The organism is Bradyrhizobium sp. RT6a (assembly GCF_040547675.1).
GTDB lineage: Bacteria > Pseudomonadota > Alphaproteobacteria > Rhizobiales > Xanthobacteraceae > Bradyrhizobium.
The window spans coordinates 58,701-82,204 of sequence record NZ_JBEPQC010000009.1 but is presented as its reverse complement, the minus strand read 5'-3'; the positions used below and the strand labels follow the sequence as shown (position 1 = coordinate 82,204).

Below are 23,504 nucleotides of genomic sequence, written 5' to 3'. Positions count from 1 at the left end.
CGGTGTCCGTGCGGGTTTCGCGCTAGTTCGTAAAACCTGAGCACAATCAACGCTCTAACGAGCATTTTGACGGCCAGTCGCCTTTGCGGGCGGATTTCTATGGCCATTAGGAGAGCCAAATGCCCAAGCTGAAGACCAAATCGGGCGCTAAAAAGCGCTTCAAGGTGACTGCCACCGGCAAAGTGATGTTCGCGCATCGTAGCAAGCGTCACGGCATGATCAAGCGGACGAAGAAGCAGATCCGGCAGCTGCGCGGCACCGCCGTGCTGTTCAAGACCGACGGCGACAACGTCAAGAAGTACTTCTTGCCCAACGCCTGATCGCGTCCACGATCATTGCCACCCGCGCCGCAGCTTTCGCGGCGATCCGAACATCAAGTCATCTTTCGAAGGATTTTTGTCATGGCTCGCGTCAAACGCGGTGTGACCGCCCACGCCAAGCACAAGAAAGTCTACAAGGCCGCCAAGGGTTTCCGCGGCCGCCGCAAGAACACGATCCGCACCGCCAAGCCGGCGGTCGAGAAGGCTCTCGTGTATGCCTTCCGTGATCGCAAGCGCAAGAAGCGGACGTTCCGCGCACTCTGGATCCAGCGCATCAACGCTGCCGTGCGTCCGTTCGGCCTGACCTACAGCCGCTTTATCGACGGCATGGCCAAGTCCGGGATCACCGTGGACCGCAAGGTGCTGTCGGATCTCGCGATCAACGAGCCCGCGTCGTTCCAGGCGATCGCCGAGAAGGCCAAAGCCGCTCTGGCGGCCTGAGGCCTAACGGCCGGCCCCGCCGGCCTTCAGCGCGCGTTGCGAATAGCGCTGGGCGATCTCCGCCCGGCAGAATGCCGTGAATGACAGATACATGGTGCCGGATTTATTCCGGTACTTCCGGTCGCACACGCGCATCTCGCGTTGGTAAGCCTGTTTCCGCGCAGTGTTGAGGCCGGGCATGAAGTCCGCCTCGCATTTCTTCTCGACGGCGGCGCCGAGCTGGACATCGCCGCTCGCGGTCAATTGGCAATCCTGAAACATTTTCATCGCGCTTTCGCAGCCCTTCTGGGCAGCGATGGCGTCGACGACCTCGTCCAGCGTCATCGACTTCTCCATGCAGACCATGGCGCGCGCCGGGGTGCTCGCGACGGAGAGAACGACGGCGAGAGCAGCCAGACAGGATCTTGAGAGCATCGCGAAAGCCTCCTCGCTTTCCCCTTGGTGCCAGCTCCCCGCGCGAGGTTCAACCCAGCCGCTCGTCAGCCCGAAATGACCGGCTTTTCGCTTGACGTTACGGCCTTCGGGCGGCGACAACCCAGCCGAATTTGGCAGCAGGGATTTGACCGTGTCCGACCTCGCAATGCTCGAAACATCCATCCTCGACCAGATCGCCGCCGCCGGCGACGAGGCCGCCCTCGAAGCGGTGCGCGTCGCTGCCCTCGGCAAGAAGGGTTCGATCTCGGCGCTGCTTGCCACGCTCGGAAAAATGTCGCCGGACGAACGCAAGACGCAAGGCGCTGCGATCAACCAGGCCAAGGACAAGGTCACCGAGGCGCTCGCCGCGCGGCGCGACGTCTTGAAATCGGCGGCGCTCGACGCGCGGCTTGCGTCGGAAACCATCGACGTCACCCTGCCGCTGCGCGATGCGCCGGCCGAGGCCGGCCGCATCCATCCGCTGAGCCAGGTCTGGGACGAGCTGACCACGATCTTCGCCGATATGGGATTCTCGGTCGCCGAAGGGCCCGATATCGAGACCGACGACTACAACTTCACCAAGCTGAATTTTCCGGAAGGACATCCCGCGCGCGAGATGCACGACACCTTCTTCTTCCATCCGAAGGAGGACGGCTCCCGCATGCTGTTGCGCACCCACACCTCGCCGGTGCAGGTGCGCACCATGCTGAGCCAGAAGCCGCCGATCCGCGTGATCTGCCCGGGCCGCACCTATCGCATCGATTCGGACGCGACCCACACACCGCAATTCCACCAGGTCGAAGGCCTCGTCATCGACAAGCACTCCCATCTCGGCCACCTCAAATGGATCCTGCACGAGTTCTGCAAGGCGTTCTTCGAGGTCGATCACATCAACATGCGCTTCCGCCCCTCGTTCTTCCCGTTCACCGAGCCGTCGCTGGAAGTCGATATCCAGTGCCGCCGCGACAAGGGCGAGATCCGCTTCGGCGAGGGCGAGGACTGGCTCGAGATTCTCGGCTGCGGCATGGTGCATCCGAACGTGCTGCGCGCCTGCGGCATCGATCCCGACGAGTACCAGGGCTTCGCCTGGGGCATGGGCATCGACCGCATCGCCATGCTGAAATACGGCATTGCCGACCTGCGCCAGCTGTTCGACAACGACGTCCGCTGGCTGTCCCATTACGGCTTCAAGCCGCTCGAAGTGCCGACGCTGGCGGGAGGGCTGAGCTCGTGATGGGCTTGCTCGGACGCACGAAGACTCTCTCCGTTCCCTCCCCCCTTGTGGGGGAGGGTCAGGGAGGGGGGTAGCCGCGGATGCCGCACGCAGTTGTAAGCCAGCGTCAGCGCGGCCGGGCGAAGCAACTTCGCCAAGCGATGACGCGCGCCGAAACACTGCTGTGGCGCTATCTAAAAGCTAACCGGATGGATGGTGTCGGCATCCGTCGTCAGACGCCGATCGGAAACTACATCGCCGATTTCGTGTGCTTCTCATCAAAGATCATCATTGAGGTCGATGGGGAATCCCACGATTTCGAAGAGCGCCAAAAGGCGGATCGACGGCGCGACGCATTCTTCGCTGCCGAAGGGTTTCAGGTTCTGCGCTTCACCAACGAGCAGGTGATGACAAATCTGGAGGGAGTTGTTGAGGCAATCCGCCAGGCGGCATCCGCCGGAGCCCGCGGCTTACCCCCCTCCCTGACCCTCCCCCACAAGGGGGGAGGGAACATTGACACCGACCAAAGCAACTCAGTGAACACCGACAAAAGCCGAGGCACGCAGCCATGAAATTCACTCTCTCCTGGCTGAAGGAACATCTCGAGACCGACGAGCCGCTGGACAAGCTCGCCGAGAAGCTCACCATGATCGGGCTCGAGGTCGAGAACATCGAGGACAAGGCGAAGGCGCTGAAGCCTTTCACCATCGCGAAGGTGATCTCGGCCGAGCAGCATCCGAACGCGGATCGGCTGCGCGTCTGCATGGTCGACACCGGCGACGGTGGCGCGCCCGTGCAGGTGGTGTGCGGGGCGCCGAATGCGCGGACGGGTCTCGTCAGCGTGTTCTCGCCGCCGGGCACCTACATTCCCGGCAAGGACATCACGCTCGGTGTGGGCACCATCCGCGGCGTCGAGAGCCGCGGCATGCTGTGCTCGGCGGCCGAATTGCAGATTTCCAACGACCATGACGGCATCATGGAATTGCCCGCGGATGCGCCGATCGGCGCTGCTTACGCCGCATGGGCCGGCCTCGGCGATCCCGTGGTCGAGATCAATCTGACGCCGAACCGGCAGGACTGCACCGGCGTGCACGGCATCGCGCGCGATCTTGCTGCCGCGGACATGGGCAAGTTCAAGGACCCGACCATCAAGCCGATCAAGGGCGAATTCCCGTGCCCGGTGAATGTCACGGTCGAGGATGCCGCGCTCTGCCCGGGCTTCGCGCTACGCCTCGTGCGCGGCGTGAAGAACGGGCCCTCGCCGGAATGGCTGCAGAAGCGGCTGACCGCGATCGGGCTGCGTCCGATCAACGCGCTGGTCGACATCACCAACTTCATGACTTACGACCGCGCGCGGCCGCTGCACGTGTTCGACGCGAAGAAAGTGAAGGGCAATCTCGTGGTGCGCCGCGCCCGTGACGGCGAGACGCTGCTCGCGCTCGACGGCCGCACCTACAACCTCGATCCCACGATTTGCGTCATCGCGGACGAGCACGGCGTCGAATCACTCGCCGGCATTATGGGCGGCGAGGCCTCGGGCTGCGACGAGACCACCACCGACGTGCTGATCGAATCGGCGCTGTGGAACGAGATCAACATCGCCCAGACCGGCCGCAAGCTCGGCATCAATTCGGACGCGCGCTACCGTTTCGAGCGCGGTGTCGATCCGGCCTTCATGGTGCCAGGGCTGGAGCTCGCGACGAAACTCGTGATGGAGATGTGTGGCGGCACGCCGTCGGAGAACGTCGTGGTCGGCAAGACCTTCGGCGACGACCGCGTGATCGATTTTCCGGTCACCGAGGTCAAGCGACTGTCGGGCATCGAAGTACCGATTCCGGAGATGAAGCGCATCCTGACCCATCTCGGCTTCATGATGGCGGGCCCGGGCCCCGTCGTGAAGGTCGCGGTGCCGTCATGGCGGACCGATGTGCACGGCAAGGCCGACATCGTCGAGGAAGTCGTCCGTATCCACGGCGTCGACAAGGTGCCGATGACGCCGTTCGAGCGCGGCGAGGACGCACGCAAATCCGTGCTGACCCCGCTCCAGCTCCGCACCCGCCGCGCCAGGCGCGCGCTGGCGAGCCGCGGCATCATCGAAGCGGTGACCTGGTCCTTCATCACCAAATCTGCCGCACAGCTGTTCGGCGGCGGCCAGCGCGAACTCGAAGTCGCCAACCCGATCGCGTCGGATTTGTCCGACATGCGCCCGACCCTGTTGGCCGGCCTGATCGCGGCGGCGCAGGCCAATGCCGATCGCGGCTTTGGCGATGTCGCCCTGTTCGAGGTCGGGCAGGTGTTCAAAGGCGACCGCCCGCAGGATCAGTTCATGGCAGCGAGCGGCGTCCGCCGCGGTTTTGCGTCGTCGCAGGGTCTCGGACGGCACTGGTCGGCTTCGGCGCAGGCTGATGTGTTCGACGCCAAGGCCGATGCGCTCGCGGTGCTCGCGGCTGCCGGTGCTCCGATGCAGGCCCTTCAGATCGTCGCGGGCGGCCCGTCCTGGCTACATCCCGGGCGCTCCGGCACGATCCAGATCGGACCGCAGAACGTGCTCGGTTATTTCGGCGAGATGCATCCGCGCGCGCTCGAGGCGCTCGGCGCCGGCGGTCCGCTGATGGTGTTCGAGGTGATCCTCGACCGCATCCCCGAGGCGAAGAAGAAGCCGACCCGCGCCAAGCCCGTGATCGAGCTGTCGGCATTCCAGCCTGTGTCGCGCGACTTCGCTTTCATTGTCGACCGCACCGTGAAGGGCGGCGACATCGTGCGCGCGGCTCAGAGCGTCGACAAGAAATTGATCACCGCCGTGAACGTGTTCGACGTCTACGAAGGCAAGGGCATCGACGACGGCAAGAAGTCGATCGCAATCGCGGTGACGATCCAGCCGCGCGAAAAGACCCTGACCGACCAGGAGATCGAGGCCGTCGCGGCGAAGATCGTGGCGGAGGTGACGAAGAAAACCGGCGGCACTTTGCGAGCATGATCATGCTCGAGAAATAATAGAGCATGAATCTCACTGACTTTCTTCCAAAGGACGTCAGCCTCACTGTTGCGACGGCGCTCTGCGCCGTCGCTTTCGTTTCGGGCACCGCGCGCGGCTTCTCCGGCTTCGGCTCGGCGCTGATCTTCATGCCGCTGGCGAGCAGCATCGCGGCGCCGCGTCTCGTTGCCGCGCTGCTCCTCGTGATCGATTTCGTCGCGGCCGCGCCGCTGTTGCCCGACGCCTGGCGCAAGGCGGATCGCAAGGCCACCGCGGTGCTCGTGCTGGGCGCGCTGGTCGGCGTCCCCGTCGGCACCTATTTCCTCAGCGTGCTCGAACCCGTCACGACACGATGGATCATCTCCTGCTTCGTCGCTGCGCTGTTGCTTCTGCTGCTGTCGGGCTGGCGCTATCGCGGCAAGGACCACGCCTGGCTCTCGGTCGGCATCGGTAGCCTCTCCGGCTTCTGTAGCGGCCTCGCGCAGACCGGCGGCCCGCCGATCGTCGGCTATTGGCTCGGCCGCCCCATCGCCCCGATCGTCGCGCGCGCCAACATCTTGCTGTTTTTTGGCGCGTCGGATTTCTTCTCGATGGTCAGCTATGCAACCACAGGCCTGATCTCACGCGAGTCGCTGGTGCTCTCGCTCATTGTTGGTCCGGTCTATGCGATCGGCGTCGCCTTCGGCGCGTCGCTGTTCGGCCGTGCCAGCGAGAAAGTGTTTCGCGCCATCTGCTACGCGCTGATCGCGATGGCCGTGATCGCCGGGCTGCCGGCACTGGATGGGGTGTTGCGGTAAACACAACTGTCGTCCCGGCGAAGGCCGGGACCCATACCGCGTGATCTCGCGATTGTGGTCGGTCGCAGTACCCACGAAGAGTCTTCGTCAAACCACTCCCTGTGGTTATGGGTCCCGGCCTTCGCCGGGACGACGAGGAGTTGGCTTAATTAGGTCGCGGCGCCCTGCGCTTCTTCGTCGATTGCGTCGGCACGTCAGCTGGCTCGTCCTTCAGCGCGCCGATCTTGCGCAAGGCCGCGTCCGCGGCCCGCTCGCCGCTTTCCCAGGCGCCATCGACGGTGCCCCACAGCGTCTCGTGCGTGGCTTCGCCAGCGAGGAACATGTTGCCGATCGGCTCGGCGAGGATTCTTCGCGAGAGCTGACCGCCCGGGGAGGCCGCCGACATCGCACCCATCACGAAGGGCGAGGCGTTCCAGCGCGTCACGCTGGCTTTCTGCACGGCGGCGGCGACCTCGCTGCCGAACAGCTTCGTGATCCATTCCCTGGCGAAGGCCATCATCGCCTTTTCACCTTGCTGGGTGAGATCGCGGCCGAACGAGCCGCCGACATCGATCGAACATAGCGAGGAACCGCCGATATTGGCGAACATCAGCGCCGTGCGCGTCGAATTGCTCTGCTCGATCAGGATGTCGTCGCGCGACAGGCCCAGCGGATTGCCCGGTAGCTGCAGCACGATGTGATCGTAGCTTCCGAGCGTGAGCTTTGATGCGGCATCGAGCGTGCGCTTGGGAATGTCAGGCCCAAACTTGATCGCGCCCGAAATCAGTACATTGGTCGAGACCGTGATGATGGCGGCGCGGGCGGCGATCCTGCCGGCCTGTGTCTCCACGCTGACGTCGCGATTGCTCCAGACGATCCGGCTCGCCGGCGTCGACAGCGCGACCGGCGCCTGCTCACCGAGTTTGGTGATCAGGGTCCCCAAGCCCTGGCGGCAGGCGATCGCGGCGTTGCGATCCTGTGCCCGCGCCTTGTCGATCGCAGACAACTCCTTCAGGTCCTTGCCGGCGAAGCTCGCGCCGAGCATGAACTCGACCGCACCGGCCCAGTCGCCGAGATCCTTCGGCAGCACCGAGGCGCAGGCGGTATCGAGCTTGCCGCGCGCGGCCTCGTCGATGGTGCGGTTGGCGCGCACCAGCGCCGCCAGGAATTCCTCGGTCTCGCCGGCGCGTGCGTTGCGGCGGCCGATGCGCATCTTCTGGCCTGATGGCGCCGGCAGAACGTCGAGCCCGGCGCTGCGCGCCAACCGGATCATCGGATTGGTGTCGGGATTGTGCATCCAGCGCGCCCCGCGATCGAACGGCGTGTCGAAGGTCGTCGTATCCGTGATGCAGCGGCCGCCGATCTGCGATGCCGCTTCCACCACCACGACCTTGCGATTGGCCGCCATGATGCGCCGCGCCGCGGCAATTCCGGCCGCGCCCGCGCCGATCACGACAATGTCAGCCTCGCGCGGCAGGGTCGCGGCGGTTGCGCGCAGGACCGGCATCGCGGCAAGGCCCGCCGACGCCGATAGGAAGCTGCGGCGCGTGATTGTCATGGCATGGTTTCCGGAGACTTGCAGCAAACGGGAACAGCTAGCGAACCTTGCCGTATCTGATGTTGCGCGGCAACCATCATGGTGAATCAATCGTGCTTGATGTCACAGATCGATGAACCGAATTGCAACACGTTCCGACCATGGTAGAGAAGAGAAAAAGACGGCCGCAAAAGGCCGTGGGGGAGTTTTGGAATGGGGACGGTCCTGGATTCAGTCGGCAAGCTGATTGCCGCGTACCTCTCGAAGGAGGTGCCGGGCTATGAGCCGTTCACGCCGAGCGACCCCGAGCATCTGCGCGGCGTCATCGAGCCCGGCGACGTGCTGCTGGTCGAGGGCAACAACCGCATCTCGGGCATCATCAAATATCTGACGCAGTCGACTTGGTCCCACGGCGCACTCTATGTCGGCCCGATCGAGGGCGCGGAAGAGCCCGACGGCGAGCCACACGTCCTGATCGAGGCCAATATCGGCGAAGGCGTCACGTCCGCGCCGCTGTCGAAATATTTCCCCTATCACACCCGCCTCTGCCGCCCGGTCGGGTTGTCCTATGAGGACCGCACCACGGTCTGCCGCTATGCGATCAACCGCATCGGCTTCGGCTACGACACCAAGAACATCGTCGACCTGATGCGCTTTCTGTTTCCGCTGCCGATCCCGCAGCGCTGGCGCCGCCGCATGATCTCGATCGGCTCCGGCGATCCCACCAAGATCATCTGCTCGGCCCTGATCGCGCAGGCTTTCGATGCCGTGCGTTACCCGATCCTGCCCAAGATCACCAAGGCCGGCAGCCGCGCCGCCCGCCGCGAGATCCTTCACATCCGCGATTCCTCGCTCTACATGCCCCGCGACTTCGACATCTCGCCCTATTTCGAAGTCGTCAAACCCACCATCGTGCACGGCTTCGACTACACCGCCTTGCACTGGGCCGACAAGCAGAAGCCGCTCGAGGAGGTAGCCGGCACATTCAGTGTGTTTCCAGAAACGTTCTGTGCGCCGCCGCTCGTTCCTGAAGCGATTGACGAAGAGGCGTCGGTTTCGGCTGAAGAAGTGATGCGCGAGGCGGCTGCGGAGATGAGCGTTGCCTTCTCCGAACATTTTGTGCTGCTGAACGATCTCGCAAAGTACCGCGCACGGGGACACGCGCTGGAGATGGCGGCGTAGCCGTTCCTCCAGCATCGTCATTGCAGCGAAGCAATCCAGACTGCCTCTGCCCGAACAGTCTGGATTGCTTCGTCGCTACGCTCCTCGCAACGACGGCGACCTACCGCTCCGCCCGCCCGATCACCGCCATCAGCTCCGCGATCTTCTCGCGCTGGTCGGCCTTGTCGCCGCTCGCGATCGCATGCTCGACGCAATGGGCGACGTGGTCTTTCAAAACCTCTTCCTCGACCCGGCGCAGTGCGGCGCGGACCGCCGAGATCTGGGTGACGATGTCGATGCAATAGCGGTCTTCCTCGACCATTTTCGAGAGGCCGCGAACCTGCCCCTCGATCCGGCCGAGACGTTTTCCGAGCGATGCCTTGATGTCCTTGCGCATGCGGCCTATATACCCCCCCAGGGTATAACTTGCAAGGCCGGAGCGTGGCAATGAATGACGCCGAACACGAACACCATCACAAGCCGGAAACACATTCCGGATGCGGCTGTTCCAGTAAAGCTGCTCCGGTCGACAAGCCCGCCGCTGCCTCCTGCTGCGGCGCGCACGGCGATCACGCGCATGACCACGGCGCCGCGGCAAAAGTCCGCGATCCCGTCCGCGGCATGACCGTCGATCCCGCGACCTCAAAGCACCGGTTCGACCATCACGGCGAGACCTTCCATTTCTGCTCGGCCGGCTGCCGCACCAAATTCGCCGCCGATCCCGCAAAGTACCTCGCAAAGGACAAGACGCCCGAGCCCGAGATGCCCGCAGGCACGATCTACACCTGCCCGATGCATCCGCAGATCCGCCAGGCCGGACCCGGCACCTGCCCGATCTGCGGCATGGCGCTGGAGCCGGAACTGGCGAGCCTGGAGACCGGCCCCAATCCCGAGCTTGCCGACATGACGCGGCGGTTCTGGGTCGGCGGCGCGCTGGCTTTACCGGCCGTCGTGCTGGAGATGGGCGGCCATCTCGCAGGCCCGCACAACTGGATCGATGCGACGCTGTCGAATTGGATCCAGCTCGTCTTCGCCACGCCTGTGGTGCTGTGGGCCGGTTGGCCGTTCTTCGTCCGCGGCTGGCAGTCGCTGCTGACGCGCAACCTCAACATGTTCACGCTGATCGCGATGGGCACGGGCGTTGCCTATGTCTACAGCCTGATCGGCACCATCGCGCCGCAGATCTTCCCCGCAACGTTCCGCGGCCACGAAGGCGCGATCGCGGTGTATTTCGAGGCCGCGGCCGTCATCACCGTGCTGGTGCTGCTCGGGCAGGTGTTGGAACTGCGCGCCCGCGACGCGACGTCGGGTGCGATCAAGGCGCTGCTGCAGCTCGCCCCCAAGACAGCGCGCCGCGTCGATGCTGACGGCGGCGAGCACGAGGTCGAGATTGACGCACTTCATGCCGGTGACCGCTTGCGCGTGCGGCCGGGCGAAAAAGTGCCGGTCGACGGCGTCATTCTGGAAGGCCGTTCCTCGCTCGACGAGTCGCTCGTAACAGGCGAATCCATGCCGGTGACCAAGGAGACGGACGCGAAGGTGATCGCCGGCACGCTCAACCAGTCCGGCAGCTTCATCATGCGCGCCGAAAAGGTCGGGCGTGAGACGCTGCTGTCGCAGATCGTGCAGATGGTCGCGGACGCGCAGCGCTCGCGGGCGCCGATCCAGCGCCTCGCCGACCAGGTCGCGGGCTGGTTCGTGCCGGCCGTGATTGCGGTCGCGGTCGCTGCTTTCGCGGCCTGGGCCTGGTTCGGGCCGGAGCCGCGGCTGGCCTTCGGCCTCGTTGCCGCCGTCAGCGTGCTGATCATCGCCTGCCCCTGCGCGCTTGGCCTGGCGACTCCGATGTCGATCATGGTCGGCGTCGGCCGCGGTGCGCAAGCGGGCGTGCTGATCAAGAACGCCGAGGCGCTGGAGCGGATGGAGAAGGTCGACACGCTGGTGGTCGACAAGACCGGCACCCTGACCGAGGGCAAGCCGAAGGTGGTCGCGATCGTGCCGGCCGCCGGTTTTGCGGAAGATGACATCCTCCGCTTGGCCGCCAGCGTCGAGCGCGCCAGCGAGCATCCTCTTGCCGACGCGATCATGCGCGCCGCAAAGGAGAAGCAGCTCGCGCTGGGCCAGGTCGAGCAATTCGATTCACCGACGGGCAAGGGCGCCACCGGCAAGGTCGACGGCAAAACCATCGTGCTCGGCAATGCCAGATATTTGACGTCGATCGGCATCGACACCAAAGCGCTCGATGGCGAAGCCGAACGGCTGCGCGGCGATGGCGCGACCGTGATCAATATGGCCGTCGACGGCCGGCTTGCCGGCCTGTTCGCGATCGCCGATCCGGTCAAGGCCTCGACCCCGGAGGCGCTGAAGGCACTCGCGGCCGAGGGCATCAAGGTCATCATGCTGACCGGCGACAACCGCACCACGGCGGAGGCAGTGGCGCGCAGGCTCGGCATCGCCGATGTCGAAGCCGAGGTGCTGCCGGATCAGAAGAGCGCGGTGGTGACAAAGCTGCAGAAGGCCGGCCGCAGCGTCGCGATGGCCGGCGACGGCGTCAACGACGCGCCGGCGCTGGCCGCGGCCGAAGTCGGCATCGCGATGGGCACCGGCACGGATGTGGCGATGGAGAGCGCCGGCGTCACGCTGCTGAAGGGCGATCTCATCGGCATCGTGCGTGCGCGAAAACTGTCGCAGGCGACGATGAGCAACATCCGGCAAAACCTGTTCTTCGCCTTCATCTACAACGCCGCAGGCATTCCGATCGCGGCTGGCATCCTCTATCCGACCTTTGGCGTGCTGCTCTCACCGATCATCGCCGCGGCCGCGATGGCGCTGTCCTCGGTCAGCGTGGTCGGGAATGCACTGCGGCTGCGGGCAACGCGGCTGTGAGCACCGTGGAATCCGTGTAAAACGGCATCGAGCGCGCGATGGAGCATTCTGATGCAGCGAATTACGATCACGATCGAGGACGATCTCCTGGCGGAGATCGACGCGGCGGCTGAAGCGCGCGGCTACCAGAACCGCTCCGAGATCATCCGCGACCTCGCGCGCGCCGGCTTGCAACAGAGCAGCGAGGACACCGCACAGACCGGGCCCTGCGTCGCCGGCCTCGTCTATGTCTACGACCACGCCGCCCGCGATCTCTCAAAACGCCTGGTGCAGGAATTCCATGGCCACCACGACCTCGCGCTGGCGACGCTGCATGTCCATCTCGACGACAACAATTGCATGGAGATGACGGCACTGCGCGGCGACGCCGGCGAGGTCAGACATTTCGCCGACCACATCATCGCCGAACGCGGCGTCCGCTACGGCCGCGTCGTGATGATCCCGACGGGTGACGGCAAGCAGGCGAAAGCGCGCAAGCAGGCGCACCGGCATGACTGATACTTCTCCCTCTCCCCGCAAGCGGGGCGAGGTGAAGAAAGAGCCTCAGGCTGCCTTCGCACTCCCACCCGGCAGCCCCGCCCGCGCGATGCCGCCATACAGCGTTTCGTTCGGCATCTCCTCGCGCAGGATCCTGCGGACCGCGATCAACTTCTCCAAATCGATACCCGTCGCAAAGCCCTTGCTCTCGCACAGGAACACGAGATCCTCGAACACGACATTTCCGGTCGCGCCGGGGGCGAAGGGGCAGCCGCCGAGGCCGCCCAGCGAGCCGTCGAGGATCCGCGCGCCTTCGTCGAGCGCCGCGGCCGCGTTCGCGATACCCATTCCGCGGGTGTCGTGGAGATGAATGCAGATCGGCTTTGACCCTGCGAGCTTCACCGCCGCACGCGTCAGCTCCGCCACCTGCTTCGGCCCGGCATAGCCGACGGTGTCGGCGATGCCGACGAAATCGACACCGGCCTCGAGGCACTTGTCGACCAGCCGCAGCACTTCTGCGGGATCAACCGCCCCCGTGATCGAGCAGCCCAGCGCCATCGAGATCGCCGCGTTGACGAGCGGCTTGTGGCTGGTGGCATCGCGCAGCTCGCACAAGCGTTTCAGATTGGCGATCGCGGACTCGCGCGAGCGGTGCGCATTGGCCTGGCTGTGCTCTTCCGTCGCCGAGACCACCGAGGCGATCTCGCCGACGCCGGATTCCAGCGCCTCGTTGACGCCGCGCTCGTTGAGCGCAAGCGCGATGCCATGCGCGCCGGGCAATGAAGCGACGGTTGCGACGACGTCCCGGACATCAACGAACTGCGGAAACGTCTTTGCCGGCAGGAACGAGCCGACCTCGAAATGCCGCACGCCGGCGGCATATTCCTCGCGCACCCAGCGTTGCTTGGCGTCGGTCGACGGAATTTTCTTCACAAGCTGGAGCCCGTCGCGCAAGCCCACCTCGCGCAGGCTGACGCGCTCCGCGGGGTAAATCTCCTGGATCCGGCTCATGCGCGCCTCCCTGTTGTTTTTGACGTGACGTCTTCATTTTCGTTGTCGATCTCGGCGCGAACGACCGCGGTGTCGGCGCCGAGCGGCGCGACCTGCAGGCCTTCGCCGATATGGCTGCCGTTCCATTCGATCGGCAGCGCCGGGACCCGGAACGGCTTGCCGTCGGCGGTGACATTGTTGACGAGCCCACCCGGCCGCAGCACATGCGGATCGGTGAAGAGATCCTCGGGCCGGTTGATGGGCGAGAAGCAGATGTTGAGCGCATCGAGCCTCTCGGACAGTTTTTTCACGTCCCACTGCCTGATGATGTCAGCGGCGCGCGGAATGATCCGCCCGCGCGCCAGGATGCGATCGGTCGTGGTGCGCAAGGCGGGATCATCGAGCAAGTCAGTCAGCCCGAATTCGCGGCAAAAGCTCTGCCAATGGCCTTCGGTGACGACGCCGATGAAGATGCGCTCGCCGCCGGCGGTCTCGAAGATGTCGTAGATCGGCCAGGCATGCTCGCGCTCCGGCATCGAGCGCGGCTTGTTGCCGGTCATCTCGTATTCGACCATGTGCTGGGCGACCAGGAACAGGCAGTTCTCGAACAGGCCGATGCGGATATCGGCGCCGTCGCGTTGTCCTCCGCGCTTTTGATAGAGCGCCGCGAGGATCGCGATCACGCCGAACATGCCGCCCATGATGTCGTTGGCGGACGAGCCGACACGCTGGGGCTTTTCGCTGGTGCCGGTCATGGCGGCAAGGCCCGCCATCATCTGCACGACCTCGTCGAGCGCGGGGCGGTGCTCGTAGGGACCGGAGAGGAAACCCTTGTGGCCGGCGATGATCAGACCCGGATGCCGGCGACGCAATTCGTCCGCGCCGAGCCCCTGCTTCTCGAGCTGGCCGTCGCGAAAATTCTCCAGGAACACGTCGGCCGTCGCCAGCAGCCGGTGCATGGTGTCGCGATCCTCAGGCTTCTCGAAATCCAGCACCACGCTGCGCTTGCCGCGGTTGAACAGCGGAAAGAAGGCGGTGCCCATGCCGCCCAAGCTCCGGGTCTTGTCGCCCGCAGGCGGTTCGACCTTGATCACGTCGGCTCCGAGCTGCGCCAGGATCATGCCGCAGGTCGGGCCCATGACCATGTGGGTCATCTCGACGACGCGCACGCCTGCAAGCGGCAATCCGGCCGCCGGTTCTTCCATCGCCATATGAGCCTGTTCCTTTGCCCGGCTGGTTCCGCTTGTTGTCAAGCGGGTTGATGAAGCAACAGTCTTGCCGAATTCATCGTGGCTTCGTTGATGCGAGCGGTCAATCCGCCACTGCGCTGGTGCCGCCGATCTCTCTTGCCGAACGGGCCTGCTGTGTCTACCTCTCGCGGGTGGTTTTCCCGAGAGGTGCTCCCATGCTGGATGCCGCCGTCAAGGCGCTGTCGCAAATGATCTCGCCGCCGATGCGCTCGATCCTGTGGCGGTCGATCGGCGTCGCACTGGTGCTGATCATCGTGCTGGCGATCGGCGTGCAGCGGCTCCTGAGCTGGTTTGCGACCTATGGCGAGGCCTGGCTGGAGGGCCTGCTCGGTCCGGGCTGGCACTCATCGCTCGAGGTATTGTCCTGGATCATTTCGATCGCCGCGGGCCTTGGCGTCGTGTTCGGGGCTGTGTTCCTGATGCCCGCGATCACCTCGCTGGTGGCGAGCCTGTTCGTCGACGACGTCGCCGACGTCGTCGAGCGCGAGCACTATCCGGCCGAGCGGCCCGGCGTCGCGCTGCCCTTCAGCCAGGCGATCTACGAGGGCGTCAAGACCGCGCTGCTGACGATCCTGGTCTATCTGGTCGCGTTGCCGCTGGTGCTTTTCGCCGGCGCCGGCTTCCTGGTCTTCTTCCTCGCCACGGCCTGGCTGCTCGGCCGCGAATATTTCGAGCTCGCGGCGATGCGGTTTCGCTCGCCGGAGGAAGCCAAGGCGATGCGGCGCGACAATGCCGCGACCATCTTCACGGCGGGCCTGTTCATCGCAGCCTTCGTCTCGATCCCGATCCTCAATCTGGCGACGCCGATCTTCGCCATGGCCTTCATGGTCCACATGCACAAGCGGCTGTCAGGCCCGCGGCCCGAGCTGATCGAACCGGCGCGGCAAATGCGGTGACTGGACGCTCCCTCTCCCGCTTGCGGGAGAGTTGATCAACCCCACGCACGATCGAACGAACCAACCATCATCGTTCAGGCGACGTTCACCCCGCACTTCCGCAACAGCATCCTGGCGAAGCCGAACGGCGCCGGCGTGAACGGGCCGGGCGGGGCACGGGTGACCAGCGCAACGACGCCGAGCGCGGCCATCGCGACCCAGAAGCACAGCCAGAAGCCGTCGATATAGGCGAGCACATTGGCCTCACGCTGCACCAAGCCCGCGAGTGTACCGACCGCGCGCGCCTGTGCCGAGCCAGCACCATGGGCCGCAAAATGGTCGGTGAGCTGTTTCAGCATGCGGACCACATCGACGTCACCGACGCCGAGATTCTGGCCGAGATAGAAGGAATGGATCTGCTCGCGGACCCGCAGCCACGTCCCCATCAACGCCACCCCGATCTCGGCGCCGCCGAGCCGCATGATCTGGATATAGGCGGCAAACGAGGTGGCACGGCTCGGATCGGAATTGGACAGCAGCGTGATGATCAGCGGCAGCAAGGTCAGCGACTGCCCGATCGCCTGGAGCAGCACGATGCCGGCGAAATCCTCGCGCGCCCAATCATGGCTGAGCTGCGTGCCCCAGAGATTGGCGGCGGCGAAGCAGGCAAATCCCATGACCACCACCGTCCGCGTATCGAAATGCCGCAGCAGCCAGATCGACAGCGGCACCAGGACGAACATCGGCAACGCGCCGTAGGTAAGCAGCAGCAAGCCACTCTGCTCCGGCCTGAGCAGGGCGATGGTGGCGAGGAAATTCGGCACCAGCGACGCGTTGGACAGGCTGGTCAGAGTGTAGAGCAGGATCAGGACCAACCCCAGGCCGATATTGCGCGAGAACAGCACGTTGATATGCGCCCATGGCTGTCGCACCAGGGCCTCATTGACGAGGAAGCCCGCGACCAGCACCGCGCCGGCAGTGATCAATGCCATCACCGTCCCCGACCCCAGCCAGTCCAGCCGGTTGCCCTGGTCGAGCCCGGCATAGATCATCGAGACGCCGGCGCCAAGCAGCAGCATGCCGCCCCAATCGGCGTCGCGGAGCAAAGCGCGATTCACCGGCTCGTTCGGCGTGCCCCAATAGACCATCAGGCCCATCAACGGCGCGATCACGACGCTCTGCCAGTACAGCCATTGCCAGCCGAGATGGTCGACATAGAAGCCGACCAGCGAGCTTGACGTGTCCAGCGCAAAGCCGACGCGGATCGAATAGATCGAGATCGCCGGCAGCCACCAGCGGATCGGCAAATTGCGGAACACGATCATCAGCGTCGCCGGCACGAAGGTGCCGAGCAAGAGGCCATGCACGACGCTGAGCGCGAGCAATGTCGGATAGTCGTGCACGAACGGGATGATCAGCGAGACCGCGGCATAGACGAGGCTGGGGATGCCGAGCACGCGGCGCAGGCCGAATACGGTGGCAAGCCAGGCCACCGCAGGCGCAATGAAGATCTGCGAGCCGATGCCCGCAGTGGAAAGCCAGGCGCCCTCGTCGAACGAGAGCGAGAACGCGCCGCGCAAGTCCGGCAGGCCAATCGTGGTCAGCCGGCTGTCGAAATTTGCGAGGAACGAGCCAAGCAGCACCGCCGCCACCGCAAACAGCGGCTGCGGCGCGACGCCGCCGCGCGAGAGCGGTTCGCGACTGGAATCGTCATTTTCCGCCATTGCCGGCCTTGGTGTCGATGCTGGTGACGACCGACATCCCCGGCACCAGCCGCGCCAGCAGCGGCTGGTTGTCGTCGAACTGGATGCGCACGGGAATGCGCTGCACGACTTTGGTGAAGTTGCCGGTTGCGTTGTCCGGCGGCAGCAGCGCGACCTGCGCGCCGGTCGCGGGCGCAATGCGTTCGACCCGCCCGCGCAGCTTCTCACGCGGGAAACTGTCGACGCTGATCTCGACCGGCTGACCCGGTGCCACGTGCGTAAGCTGGGTCTCCTTGTAGTTCGCGATCACATAGACCTTCGGCAACGGCACGACATTGATGAGGTTGGTGCCGATGTTGACGTAGTCGCCGGGCTGGACCTGCCGCTCGCCGACGACGCCGTCGAACGGCGCCGATATCCTGGTGTAGCCGAGCTTGAGCTTCGCACTCGCCAGCGTCGCCTTGGTCGCTTCGAGATCGGCGGCGCGCTGCTTCCTGGTGCCTTGCAGGACTTCGAGTTGGTGCTGCTGGGCCGCGATCACGGCACGGCTCGCGCGCACATCGGCCTGCGCCTTGGCGTAGCCTGCGACCGCCTGCTCGAAGCGTTGCCGCGTGCCGGATTCGGTCTGCGATAGCGACTGCTGACGTTCCTGCTCCTGCCGCGCCTCGACCTCCATGGCTTCGGCCGAGAGCCGCGCGGCTTGCGCCTGCGCGATCGTCGCATATTGCAGCTCGATCTGGTTGGCCAGATTGTCGAGCACGGCTTGCGCGGCGGCGACCGCCGCTTCGGACTGCGCGACTTGCGCCTCATAGTCGGCAGGATCGATCTGGATCAGGAGATCGCCGGCCTTGACGCGCTGGAAGTCGGTGACCCCGACGGTCAGCACTTCGCCGGAGACCCGACTGGCAAGCCGCGTCAGCTCGGCGCGCACATAGGCGTCGTTGGTGGTCTGGACCACCGAATTGCCGACCCATTCGTCGAAGCGCTGCGTTGCCAGCGCGACGAAGCCGAGCGCGACGATCACCGCGAACAGCGGAATCGCAAGCCGGCTCCATAGCGAGCTCGCCGGTGGCTGCGTAGGCTTCGGTGGCGGCGCCGGTGTGGCAGCAGGTGGCGACGACGGGATTTGTTCCTGCTGACTCACGATAGACTCCAAAAACACTTTCCGAACGCCAGTCTCAGACCGTCTTCTCCGGCCACCGGCAGAGATCGTTGATCAGGCATACCTCGCAACGCGGCTTGCGCGCGATGCAAGTATAGCGGCCATGCAGGATCAGCCAATGATGGGCATGCAGCATGAACTCGGCCGGGATCACCTTTTCGAGACCGAGCTCGACCTCCAGTGGCGTCTTGCCGAGCGCAAGTCCGGTCCGGTTGCCGACGCGGAAGACATGCGTGTCGACCGCCATGGTGTGCTCGCCGAAGGCCATGTTGAGCACGACATTGGCGGTCTTGCGCCCGGCGCCGGGCAACGACTCGATCCCGGCGCGCGTGCGCGGCACCTCGCCGCCAAACTCGCTGAGCACCTTTGCCGACAGCGCGATCACGTTTTTCGCCTTGGTGCGGTAGAGGCCGATGGTCTTGATGTACTCGCGCAGGCGTTCCTCGCCGAGGTCCAGCATCTTCTGCGGTGTGTCGGCGATCGCAAACAGCGCGCGCGTCGCCTTGTTGACGCCGGCGTCAGTCGCCTGTGCCGACAGCACCACGGCAACCAGCAGCGTGAACGGATTGACGTGCTCGAGCTCCCCTTTCGGCTCGGGGTTGGCCTTGCGGAAACGGCTGAAGGCCTCGTGGACCTCGGGCGGCGTCCAGGGCTTCATAGCTTTGAGCGATTTCTTCGCGGCCGCCTTCGGTTTGGCCGTGACCGGCTTTGCCTTTTTCTTCGGCACGGACGTTTTGCGCGGGGCCGGCTTGCGGGTGATTTTCGCCATGATCGGGATATACTGAGGGACGATGAGCACAGGCAACGAAATTGAGCGGGAACGATCCGGAAGCGAGGCTGAGCCTCAGATCTTTTCCGCGCGGCTGACGCCGCACCGCTCGCTGAACCGCACCGGCTTCCTCGCCGTCATGCTGTTCCTGAGCGCCGTCAGCTTCGTCACCGGCCTCGTCTTCCTGATGATGGGCGCCTGGCCGGTGTTCGGCTTCTTCGGCCTCGATGTGCTGGTGATCTGGTGGGCCTTCAAGGCCAATTTCCGCGCGGCGCGGGCCAGCGAGGAGATCGTGGTCACGCCGTCTGAATTGCGCGTGCGGCGCGTCAGCCAGCACGGCCAGGTCGTCGAATGGACCTTCAATCCGCTCTGGGTCCGGCTCGACACGGAAATCGACGAGGATTTTGGCATCGAGCATCTCTATCTGATTTCGCGAGGTCACCAGATCCAGATCGCCCGCTTCCTGGGACCGGACGAAAAGGCAAGTTTCTACAAAGGCTTGGTTGAGGCATTAAATGCCGCCAGGCGCGGGCCGACCTACAATCCGGTCACCTGATTTGCGGATCGGAAATCGGGTGGTTTCGTACCCTGCCCTCTCCTACATTTGTGGTCATGATGACACTCGCGATACATGACCAGCGCCTGGCCGGGCCGGGCTCCCAGAACGCCGCGTTGCGCGACTATGATTCCGTGCGCCGGGCGATCGCCTTCATTTCGGAAAACTGGCGCGCACAGCCGACCATCGAGGCGATGGCGGATGCGGCCGGCGTCACCCCGGATGAGCTGCACCATCTGTTCCGCCGCTGGGCCTCGATCACACCGAAGGCCTTCATGCAGGCGCTCACGCTCGATCACGCCAAGGGCTTGCTCAGGGACTCCGCGAGCATCCTCGACGCGGCGCTCGACTCGGGCCTTTCGGGTCCGGGCCGGCTGCATGATCTCTTCGTCACCCACGAGGCGATGTCGCCGGGCGAATGGAAGAACGGCGGCGCGGGGCTCATCCTGCGCTACGGCTTCCATCACTCGCCGTTCGGCACCGCAATCGTGATCGCGACCGATCGCGGATTGTCGGGCCTCGCTTTCGCCGATCCCGGTGAGGAACAGGTGGCATTTGCCGACATGACGCGGCGCTGGCGAAACGCAACTTACGTCGAGGATCACGAAGGTACCGCGCCATTGGCGCAGCGCATCTTCGACACAAAACTGTGGCGGCCGGATCAGCCGCTGCGCGTGGTGATGATCGGCACCGATTTCGAGGTCCGGGTGTGGGAGACGCTGCTGAAGATCCCGATGGGCCGCGCCGTGTCCTATTCGGACATCGCCTGCAACATCAACAGCCCGAAAGCCTCACGCGCCGTCGGGGCTGCCGTGGGCAAGAACCCGGTCTCCTTTGTCGTGCCCTGCCACCGCGCTCTCGGCAAGAGCGGCACGCTCACCGGCTACCACTGGGGCATCACCCGCAAGCAGGCGATGCTGGGCTGGGAGGCCGGGCAGCTGGGGATGCAGTAATAGTCGTTACGCGTAAATTCCCCCACTTGGTCGTCCTGGCGAAAGCCAGGATCCATTACCCCAGGCAGATGTTTTGGGGCCGACTGCCAACCACCAGTCATCGCAAAACCAACGACGGTGGTTATGGGTCCTGGCTTTCGCCAGGACGACGGCTGAGTATTTAGCCGGCTCCGTCGCGCGCGAACGTCTTTAACCCGCCAGATCCAGCTTCGACGCCACCGTCGAATCCGCATTGAGGCGATAGATGATCGGCACACCCGTCGCGAGCTCGCGCTTCAAGATGCCTTCGGGCGAGAGTTTTTCCAGCACCATGATCAGCGCGCGCAGCGAATTGCCGTGGGCCGCAACCAACGTGCGCTTGCCGTTGAGCACGCCGGGCAAAATCTCCTGCACGTAATACGGCAATGCGCGCGCCAGCGTGTCCTTCAGGCTTTCACCGCCGGGTGGCGGCACGTCGTAGGAGCGGCGCCAGATCAGCACCTGGTCCTCGCCCCATTTCTTGCGGGCGTCGTCCTTGTTGAGGCCGGAGAGATCGCCATAGTCGCGCTCGTTCAGCGCGAGGTTCTTCGTCGTCGGCAGGCCCTTCTGGTCGAGCTCGCCGAGAATGAGATCGAGCGTGTGCTGTGCGCGCGTCAACACCGAGGTGTAGGCAACGTCGAACACGAGACCCTGCGCCTTCAGCTTGCGGCCAGCTTCCGAGGCTTCCTTGACGCCGAGCTCGGTAAGGTCAGGGTCCTTCCACCCCGTGAACAGGTTCTTCAGATTCCATTCGCTCTGGCCGTGCCGCACCAGCACGAGAAGACGTTCGCTCATTGACTGCTTTCCGTTTCGTTCGTTGTCTAAGCATGATCTTGTCGGAAAACCGCTTCACACTTTTCCGGATCATGCTTCGTTCAAATGTCAGACAGGCCGAGCACGTCGGCCATGGAGTAGTGCCCCGGCTTCTTGCCATGCGCCCAGAGCGCGGCCTTCAGCGCGCCGTGGGCGAACAGCATGCGATCCTCCGCGTGATGCGACAGCGTCAGGCGCTCGAACGGGCCGAGGAAGCTCACGCTGTGATCGCCGGCCGCGGTGCCGCCGCGCAATGACGCAAAGCCGATGTCGCCGGGCTTGCGCGCGCCGGTGATGCCGTCGCGGCCGCGGTCTGCATGCTCATCGAGCGCGATGCCGCGGCCGCTAGCTGCGGCCTGACCTAGCATCAGTGCCGTGCCCGAGGGCGCGTCGATCTTCATGCGATGATGGGTTTCGACGATCTCGATGTCGAAGCTCTCGTCGAGCGCCTTGGCGACGCGCTTGACCACTGCGGCGAGCAGATTGACACCGAGGCTCATATTGCCGGACTGCACCACCACGGCGCGGTTGGTGACGCTCTTGATCACGGCGTTGTCGGAGCCCGACAGCCCGGTCGTTCCGACCACGTGCACGAGGCCGCGTTCGGCGGCGATCGCGACATTGGCGAGGGTCGCCGCGGGCACGGTGAAATCCAGAATGCCGTCGGCGTCCTTCGACAATGCCCAGAGATCGCCGGAGAGTTTGATGCCATTGGCTGGCAGGCCTGCGAGCACGCCGGCATCCTTGCCGAGGAGCTCCGAGCCCGGCGCCTCCAGCGCGCCGGCCAGCACCGCACCTTTGCTCTCGGCAATCGCCCGCGTCAGCGCCCGGCCCATCCGGCCGCCGGCTCCAGCAACAATCAAGCGCATGTCGGACATGGTGCGATCCTCTCACGGTCGTTGTAGCGGGGGGACGCAGTTCCGGCAACCGAGGGAGATTAAGCTGACGGGCAGGCTCTTACGGCCCCTGGAGGGGGGAGCTATCGCACGCGAGAGTTCAGGCGCGAGGGCCTCCACGGCATCGTGGCCGGGCTTGTCCCGGCCATCCACGCCACACCACACGGCACGAAGAACGTGGATGCCCGGGACAAGCCCGGGCATGACGATCTGTTGCTCACACGTTTGCCGCCGCTCGGAAGCGGACAGCAAGACGGCGGCCCAGCTTCGATGGCGCCTCAGCCGTCTGACGGCTGCGGGCCGTCATAGCCCTCGATGATGATGAGGTCAGCGACGGAGTGCGGCTGGCGCACCTTGATGTTGGCCTGGTATTCCGGCGAGTTGTAGCAGGCGATCGCGGTCTCGTAGTCCGGGAATTCAATCACGACGTTGCGGGTGCGGCTACTGCCTTCGACAGTGGTGAACTTGCCGGCACGGACGACGAAGCGGCCACCCCATTTCTTGAAGATCGGACCATTGGCGACGGCATAGGGCTTGTAGCCCTCATCACTGCTCACGTCGACGCGTCCGATCCAGTAGCCTTTTGCCATTGTTCTTCTCCCTGTTGTTGATTAGCCGAGCGCTTGCGCAATCTCAGCCTGAATAGCCTCCGCAATCGCCTTGGGGTCCGTGGCTTCCAGCACCGGCCGCCCGACGACGAGATAGTCCGCGCCGGCCGCAATCGCGCGGCCCGGCGTCATGATGCGTTTCTGGTCGCCGCTCGCCGCGCCCGCCGGCCGGATGCCGGGAGTGACGAGGCTCATCTGGTGGCCGACGATCTTGCGCAAGGCTCCGACTTCCTCCGGCGAGGATACCAGCCCGTCGATGCCGAGCACCTGCGCCTGCTGCGCGCGCGCTTCGACGAGTTCGGAGACGCCAAGCCGGAAGCCTGCCGCGTGCAGATCGTCCTCGTTGTAGGAAGTCAGAACAGTAACGGCGAGAATCTTCAGTTTCGAGCTGCCGCGACCTTCGACGGCACCCTTCATGGTCTGCGGATAGGCGTGCACGGTGAGGAAGGTCGCGCCGAGCCTGGTGATGCTGTCGACGCCCTGCGCCACGGTGTTGCCGATGTCGTGCAGCTTGAGATCGAGAAAGACCTTCTTGCCCTTGTCGGCGAGCTTGCCGACCAGCGGCAAGCCGCCGGCATAAGCGAGCCGATAGCCGATCTTGTAGAAGGTGACGCTGTCGCCGAGCCGGTTGACCATCGCTTCCGCGGCATCAACGCCGGGCAGATCGAGCGCGACGATCAGGCGGTCTTTCGGGGCAATCTCGGCTGGCCTCATG

General features: G+C 64.8%; 24 protein-coding genes. 12 read left to right on the top strand and 12 right to left on the bottom strand.

Features of this window, described 5'->3' with window-relative positions; all coding sequences use genetic code 11:
* The first annotated feature begins 119 nt into the window (after positions 1–119).
* Both rpmI and rplT read left to right on the top strand, forming a co-directional pair.
* Positions 120–320 carry a 50S ribosomal protein L35 gene (rpmI, locus tag ABIC03_RS32860; RefSeq protein WP_007598540.1) on the top strand — a complete coding sequence of 67 codons (201 nt, stop codon included), beginning with the start codon at positions 120–122 and terminating at the stop codon, positions 318–320.
* A gap of 81 nt (positions 321–401) precedes the next feature.
* Positions 402–761 carry a 50S ribosomal protein L20 gene (gene rplT, locus ABIC03_RS32855; RefSeq protein WP_007598538.1) on the top strand — a complete coding sequence of 120 codons (360 nt, stop codon included), beginning with the start codon at positions 402–404 and terminating at the stop codon, positions 759–761.
* A 3-nt stretch (positions 762–764) separates the two neighbouring features.
* On the opposite strand, the gene ABIC03_RS32850 is transcribed toward rplT, so the two are convergent.
* Positions 765–1,175, bottom strand: a complete 411-nt coding sequence (locus ABIC03_RS32850; protein WP_275168894.1) for a hypothetical protein — start codon at positions 1,173–1,175, stop codon at positions 765–767.
* Between the two features lie 151 nt (positions 1,176–1,326).
* On the opposite strand from ABIC03_RS32850, the gene pheS reads away from it, so the two are divergent.
* The 4 genes from pheS (at position 1,327) to ABIC03_RS32830 (ending at position 6,159) form a co-directional block, all read left to right on the top strand.
* Positions 1,327–2,409 carry a phenylalanine--tRNA ligase subunit alpha gene (gene pheS / locus ABIC03_RS32845; RefSeq protein WP_354064281.1) on the top strand — a complete coding sequence of 361 codons (1,083 nt, stop codon included), beginning with the start codon at positions 1,327–1,329 and terminating at the stop codon, positions 2,407–2,409.
* Positions 2,410–2,489: 80 nt separating this feature from the next.
* Positions 2,490–2,960: an endonuclease domain-containing protein gene (locus ABIC03_RS32840; RefSeq protein ID WP_275168895.1), complete on the top strand. Its 471-nt coding sequence runs from the start codon at positions 2,490–2,492 to the stop codon at positions 2,958–2,960.
* The gene (gene pheT / locus ABIC03_RS32835) at positions 2,957–5,365 is read left to right on the top strand and encodes a phenylalanine--tRNA ligase subunit beta (protein ID WP_354064279.1); all 2,409 of its coding nucleotides are present in this window, start codon (positions 2,957–2,959) and stop codon (positions 5,363–5,365) included. Before ABIC03_RS32840 ends, pheT begins: the two co-directional genes overlap by 4 nt.
* Before the next feature lie 23 nt (positions 5,366–5,388).
* Positions 5,389–6,159, top strand: coding sequence for a sulfite exporter TauE/SafE family protein (locus tag ABIC03_RS32830; protein ID WP_354064277.1), 771 nt, complete (start codon positions 5,389–5,391; stop codon positions 6,157–6,159).
* Positions 6,160–6,304: 145 nt separating this feature from the next.
* Here the strand turns inward: ABIC03_RS32830 and ABIC03_RS32825 are convergent, their stop codons facing one another.
* Positions 6,305–7,696 (bottom strand): flavin monoamine oxidase family protein, encoded by a 1,392-nt coding sequence (locus ABIC03_RS32825; RefSeq protein ID WP_354064275.1) that lies wholly within the window; start codon positions 7,694–7,696, stop codon positions 6,305–6,307.
* A gap of 192 nt (positions 7,697–7,888) precedes the next feature.
* Here ABIC03_RS32825 and ABIC03_RS32820 point away from each other — a divergent pair, with 192 nt between their 5' ends.
* The gene (locus ABIC03_RS32820; protein WP_354064273.1) at positions 7,889–8,857 is read left to right on the top strand and encodes a C40 family peptidase; all 969 of its coding nucleotides are present in this window, start codon (positions 7,889–7,891) and stop codon (positions 8,855–8,857) included.
* A gap of 100 nt (positions 8,858–8,957) precedes the next feature.
* Here the strand turns inward: ABIC03_RS32820 and ABIC03_RS32815 are convergent, their stop codons facing one another.
* On the bottom strand, positions 8,958–9,233 hold the full coding sequence (locus tag ABIC03_RS32815; protein ID WP_354064271.1) for a metal-sensitive transcriptional regulator: 276 nt from the start codon (positions 9,231–9,233) through the stop codon (positions 8,958–8,960).
* Between the two features lie 50 nt (positions 9,234–9,283).
* On the opposite strand from ABIC03_RS32815, the gene ABIC03_RS32810 reads away from it, so the two are divergent.
* Together ABIC03_RS32810 and nikR are read left to right on the top strand one after the other, a co-directional pair.
* The gene (locus tag ABIC03_RS32810; protein ID WP_354064269.1) at positions 9,284–11,719 is read left to right on the top strand and encodes a heavy metal translocating P-type ATPase; all 2,436 of its coding nucleotides are present in this window, start codon (positions 9,284–9,286) and stop codon (positions 11,717–11,719) included.
* Positions 11,720–11,770: 51 nt separating this feature from the next.
* On the top strand, positions 11,771–12,217 hold the full coding sequence (gene nikR, locus ABIC03_RS32805) for a nickel-responsive transcriptional regulator NikR (RefSeq protein WP_354064267.1): 447 nt from the start codon (positions 11,771–11,773) through the stop codon (positions 12,215–12,217).
* 45 nt (positions 12,218–12,262) lie between these two features.
* Here nikR and ABIC03_RS32800 read toward each other — a convergent pair whose 3' ends face one another.
* Entirely contained in the window at positions 12,263–13,207 is a 945-nt protein-coding gene (locus ABIC03_RS32800) for a hydroxymethylglutaryl-CoA lyase (protein WP_354064265.1), read from the bottom strand.
* Positions 13,204–14,397, bottom strand: coding sequence for a CaiB/BaiF CoA transferase family protein (locus ABIC03_RS32795; protein ID WP_354064263.1), 1,194 nt, complete (start codon positions 14,395–14,397; stop codon positions 13,204–13,206). Before ABIC03_RS32795 ends, ABIC03_RS32800 begins: the two co-directional genes overlap by 4 nt.
* Positions 14,398–14,591: 194 nt before the next feature.
* On the opposite strand from ABIC03_RS32795, the gene ABIC03_RS32790 reads away from it, so the two are divergent.
* Entirely contained in the window at positions 14,592–15,332 is a 741-nt protein-coding gene (locus ABIC03_RS32790; RefSeq protein WP_354064261.1) for a sulfate transporter family protein, read from the top strand.
* Positions 15,333–15,406: 74 nt separating this feature from the next.
* Here the strand turns inward: ABIC03_RS32790 and ABIC03_RS32785 are convergent, their stop codons facing one another.
* Genes ABIC03_RS32785 through nth form a run of 3 tightly spaced genes read right to left on the bottom strand, consistent with a single transcriptional unit; the run spans position 15,407 to position 18,945 of the window.
* Positions 15,407–17,035 carry an MFS transporter gene (locus ABIC03_RS32785; protein WP_354064259.1) on the bottom strand — a complete coding sequence of 543 codons (1,629 nt, stop codon included), beginning with the start codon at positions 17,033–17,035 and terminating at the stop codon, positions 15,407–15,409.
* Positions 17,022–18,158, bottom strand: coding sequence for an HlyD family secretion protein (locus ABIC03_RS32780; RefSeq protein WP_354064257.1), 1,137 nt, complete (start codon positions 18,156–18,158; stop codon positions 17,022–17,024). Before ABIC03_RS32780 ends, ABIC03_RS32785 begins: the two co-directional genes overlap by 14 nt.
* A 34-nt stretch (positions 18,159–18,192) precedes the next feature.
* Complete coding sequence (gene nth / locus ABIC03_RS32775) at positions 18,193–18,945, bottom strand: endonuclease III (protein ID WP_354064255.1); 753 nt, start codon at positions 18,943–18,945, stop codon at positions 18,193–18,195.
* Positions 18,946–18,967: 22 nt separating this feature from the next.
* Between nth and ABIC03_RS32770 the strand changes: the two genes are divergently transcribed.
* On the top strand, positions 18,968–19,501 hold the full coding sequence (locus tag ABIC03_RS32770; protein ID WP_354064253.1) for a DUF2244 domain-containing protein: 534 nt from the start codon (positions 18,968–18,970) through the stop codon (positions 19,499–19,501).
* A gap of 56 nt (positions 19,502–19,557) precedes the next feature.
* Positions 19,558–20,454 (top strand): methylated-DNA--[protein]-cysteine S-methyltransferase, encoded by an 897-nt coding sequence (locus tag ABIC03_RS32765; protein ID WP_354064251.1) that lies wholly within the window; start codon positions 19,558–19,560, stop codon positions 20,452–20,454.
* 189 nt (positions 20,455–20,643) lie between these two features.
* On the opposite strand, the gene ABIC03_RS32760 is transcribed toward ABIC03_RS32765, so the two are convergent.
* The 4 genes from ABIC03_RS32760 to pyrF all read right to left on the bottom strand — a co-directional run bounded on the left by ABIC03_RS32760 (position 20,644) and on the right by pyrF (position 23,503).
* Positions 20,644–21,267: a 2,3-bisphosphoglycerate-dependent phosphoglycerate mutase gene (locus tag ABIC03_RS32760; RefSeq protein ID WP_007598504.1), complete on the bottom strand. Its 624-nt coding sequence runs from the start codon at positions 21,265–21,267 to the stop codon at positions 20,644–20,646.
* 80 nt (positions 21,268–21,347) lie between these two features.
* Positions 21,348–22,163, bottom strand: coding sequence for a 4-hydroxy-tetrahydrodipicolinate reductase (dapB, locus tag ABIC03_RS32755; protein ID WP_275168924.1), 816 nt, complete (start codon positions 22,161–22,163; stop codon positions 21,348–21,350).
* A 296-nt stretch (positions 22,164–22,459) separates the two neighbouring features.
* On the bottom strand, positions 22,460–22,771 hold the full coding sequence (locus ABIC03_RS32750) for a DUF1330 domain-containing protein (protein ID WP_007598500.1): 312 nt from the start codon (positions 22,769–22,771) through the stop codon (positions 22,460–22,462).
* A 21-nt stretch (positions 22,772–22,792) separates the two neighbouring features.
* A complete protein-coding gene (gene pyrF / locus ABIC03_RS32745; protein ID WP_354064248.1) occupies positions 22,793–23,503 on the bottom strand; it encodes an orotidine-5'-phosphate decarboxylase in 711 nt (236 codons plus the stop codon).
* Position 23,504 lies beyond the last annotated feature (1 nt).

Excerpts from the sequence above, each read along its gene's own strand:
- rpmI (WP_007598540.1), top strand. The coding sequence starts at position 120 with ATGCCCAAGCTGAAGACCAAATCGGGCGCTAAAAAGCGCTTCAAGGTG.
- rplT (WP_007598538.1), top strand. The coding sequence starts at position 402 with ATGGCTCGCGTCAAACGCGGTGTGACCGCCCACGCCAAGCACAAGAAA.
- ABIC03_RS32850 (WP_275168894.1), bottom strand. The coding sequence starts at position 1,175 with ATGCTCTCAAGATCCTGTCTGGCTGCTCTCGCCGTCGTTCTCTCCGTC.
- ABIC03_RS32840 (WP_275168895.1), top strand. The coding sequence starts at position 2,490 with ATGCCGCACGCAGTTGTAAGCCAGCGTCAGCGCGGCCGGGCGAAGCAA.
- pheT (WP_354064279.1), top strand. The coding sequence starts at position 2,957 with ATGAAATTCACTCTCTCCTGGCTGAAGGAACATCTCGAGACCGACGAG.
- ABIC03_RS32830 (WP_354064277.1), top strand. The coding sequence starts at position 5,389 with ATGAATCTCACTGACTTTCTTCCAAAGGACGTCAGCCTCACTGTTGCG.
- ABIC03_RS32825 (WP_354064275.1), bottom strand. The coding sequence starts at position 7,696 with ATGACAATCACGCGCCGCAGCTTCCTATCGGCGTCGGCGGGCCTTGCC.
- ABIC03_RS32820 (WP_354064273.1), top strand. The coding sequence starts at position 7,889 with ATGGGGACGGTCCTGGATTCAGTCGGCAAGCTGATTGCCGCGTACCTC.
- ABIC03_RS32815 (WP_354064271.1), bottom strand. The coding sequence starts at position 9,233 with ATGCGCAAGGACATCAAGGCATCGCTCGGAAAACGTCTCGGCCGGATC.
- ABIC03_RS32810 (WP_354064269.1), top strand. The coding sequence starts at position 9,284 with ATGAATGACGCCGAACACGAACACCATCACAAGCCGGAAACACATTCC.
- nikR (WP_354064267.1), top strand. The coding sequence starts at position 11,771 with ATGCAGCGAATTACGATCACGATCGAGGACGATCTCCTGGCGGAGATC.
- ABIC03_RS32800 (WP_354064265.1), bottom strand. The coding sequence starts at position 13,207 with ATGAGCCGGATCCAGGAGATTTACCCCGCGGAGCGCGTCAGCCTGCGC.
- ABIC03_RS32795 (WP_354064263.1), bottom strand. The coding sequence starts at position 14,397 with ATGGCGATGGAAGAACCGGCGGCCGGATTGCCGCTTGCAGGCGTGCGC.
- ABIC03_RS32790 (WP_354064261.1), top strand. The coding sequence starts at position 14,592 with ATGCTGGATGCCGCCGTCAAGGCGCTGTCGCAAATGATCTCGCCGCCG.
- ABIC03_RS32785 (WP_354064259.1), bottom strand. The coding sequence starts at position 17,035 with ATGGCGGAAAATGACGATTCCAGTCGCGAACCGCTCTCGCGCGGCGGC.
- nth (WP_354064255.1), bottom strand. The coding sequence starts at position 18,945 with ATGGCGAAAATCACCCGCAAGCCGGCCCCGCGCAAAACGTCCGTGCCG.
- ABIC03_RS32770 (WP_354064253.1), top strand. The coding sequence starts at position 18,968 with ATGAGCACAGGCAACGAAATTGAGCGGGAACGATCCGGAAGCGAGGCT.
- ABIC03_RS32765 (WP_354064251.1), top strand. The coding sequence starts at position 19,558 with ATGATGACACTCGCGATACATGACCAGCGCCTGGCCGGGCCGGGCTCC.
- ABIC03_RS32760 (WP_007598504.1), bottom strand. The coding sequence starts at position 21,267 with ATGAGCGAACGTCTTCTCGTGCTGGTGCGGCACGGCCAGAGCGAATGG.
- dapB (WP_275168924.1), bottom strand. The coding sequence starts at position 22,163 with ATGTCCGACATGCGCTTGATTGTTGCTGGAGCCGGCGGCCGGATGGGC.
- ABIC03_RS32750 (WP_007598500.1), bottom strand. The coding sequence starts at position 22,771 with ATGGCAAAAGGCTACTGGATCGGACGCGTCGACGTGAGCAGTGATGAG.
- pyrF (WP_354064248.1), bottom strand. The coding sequence starts at position 23,503 with ATGAGGCCAGCCGAGATTGCCCCGAAAGACCGCCTGATCGTCGCGCTC.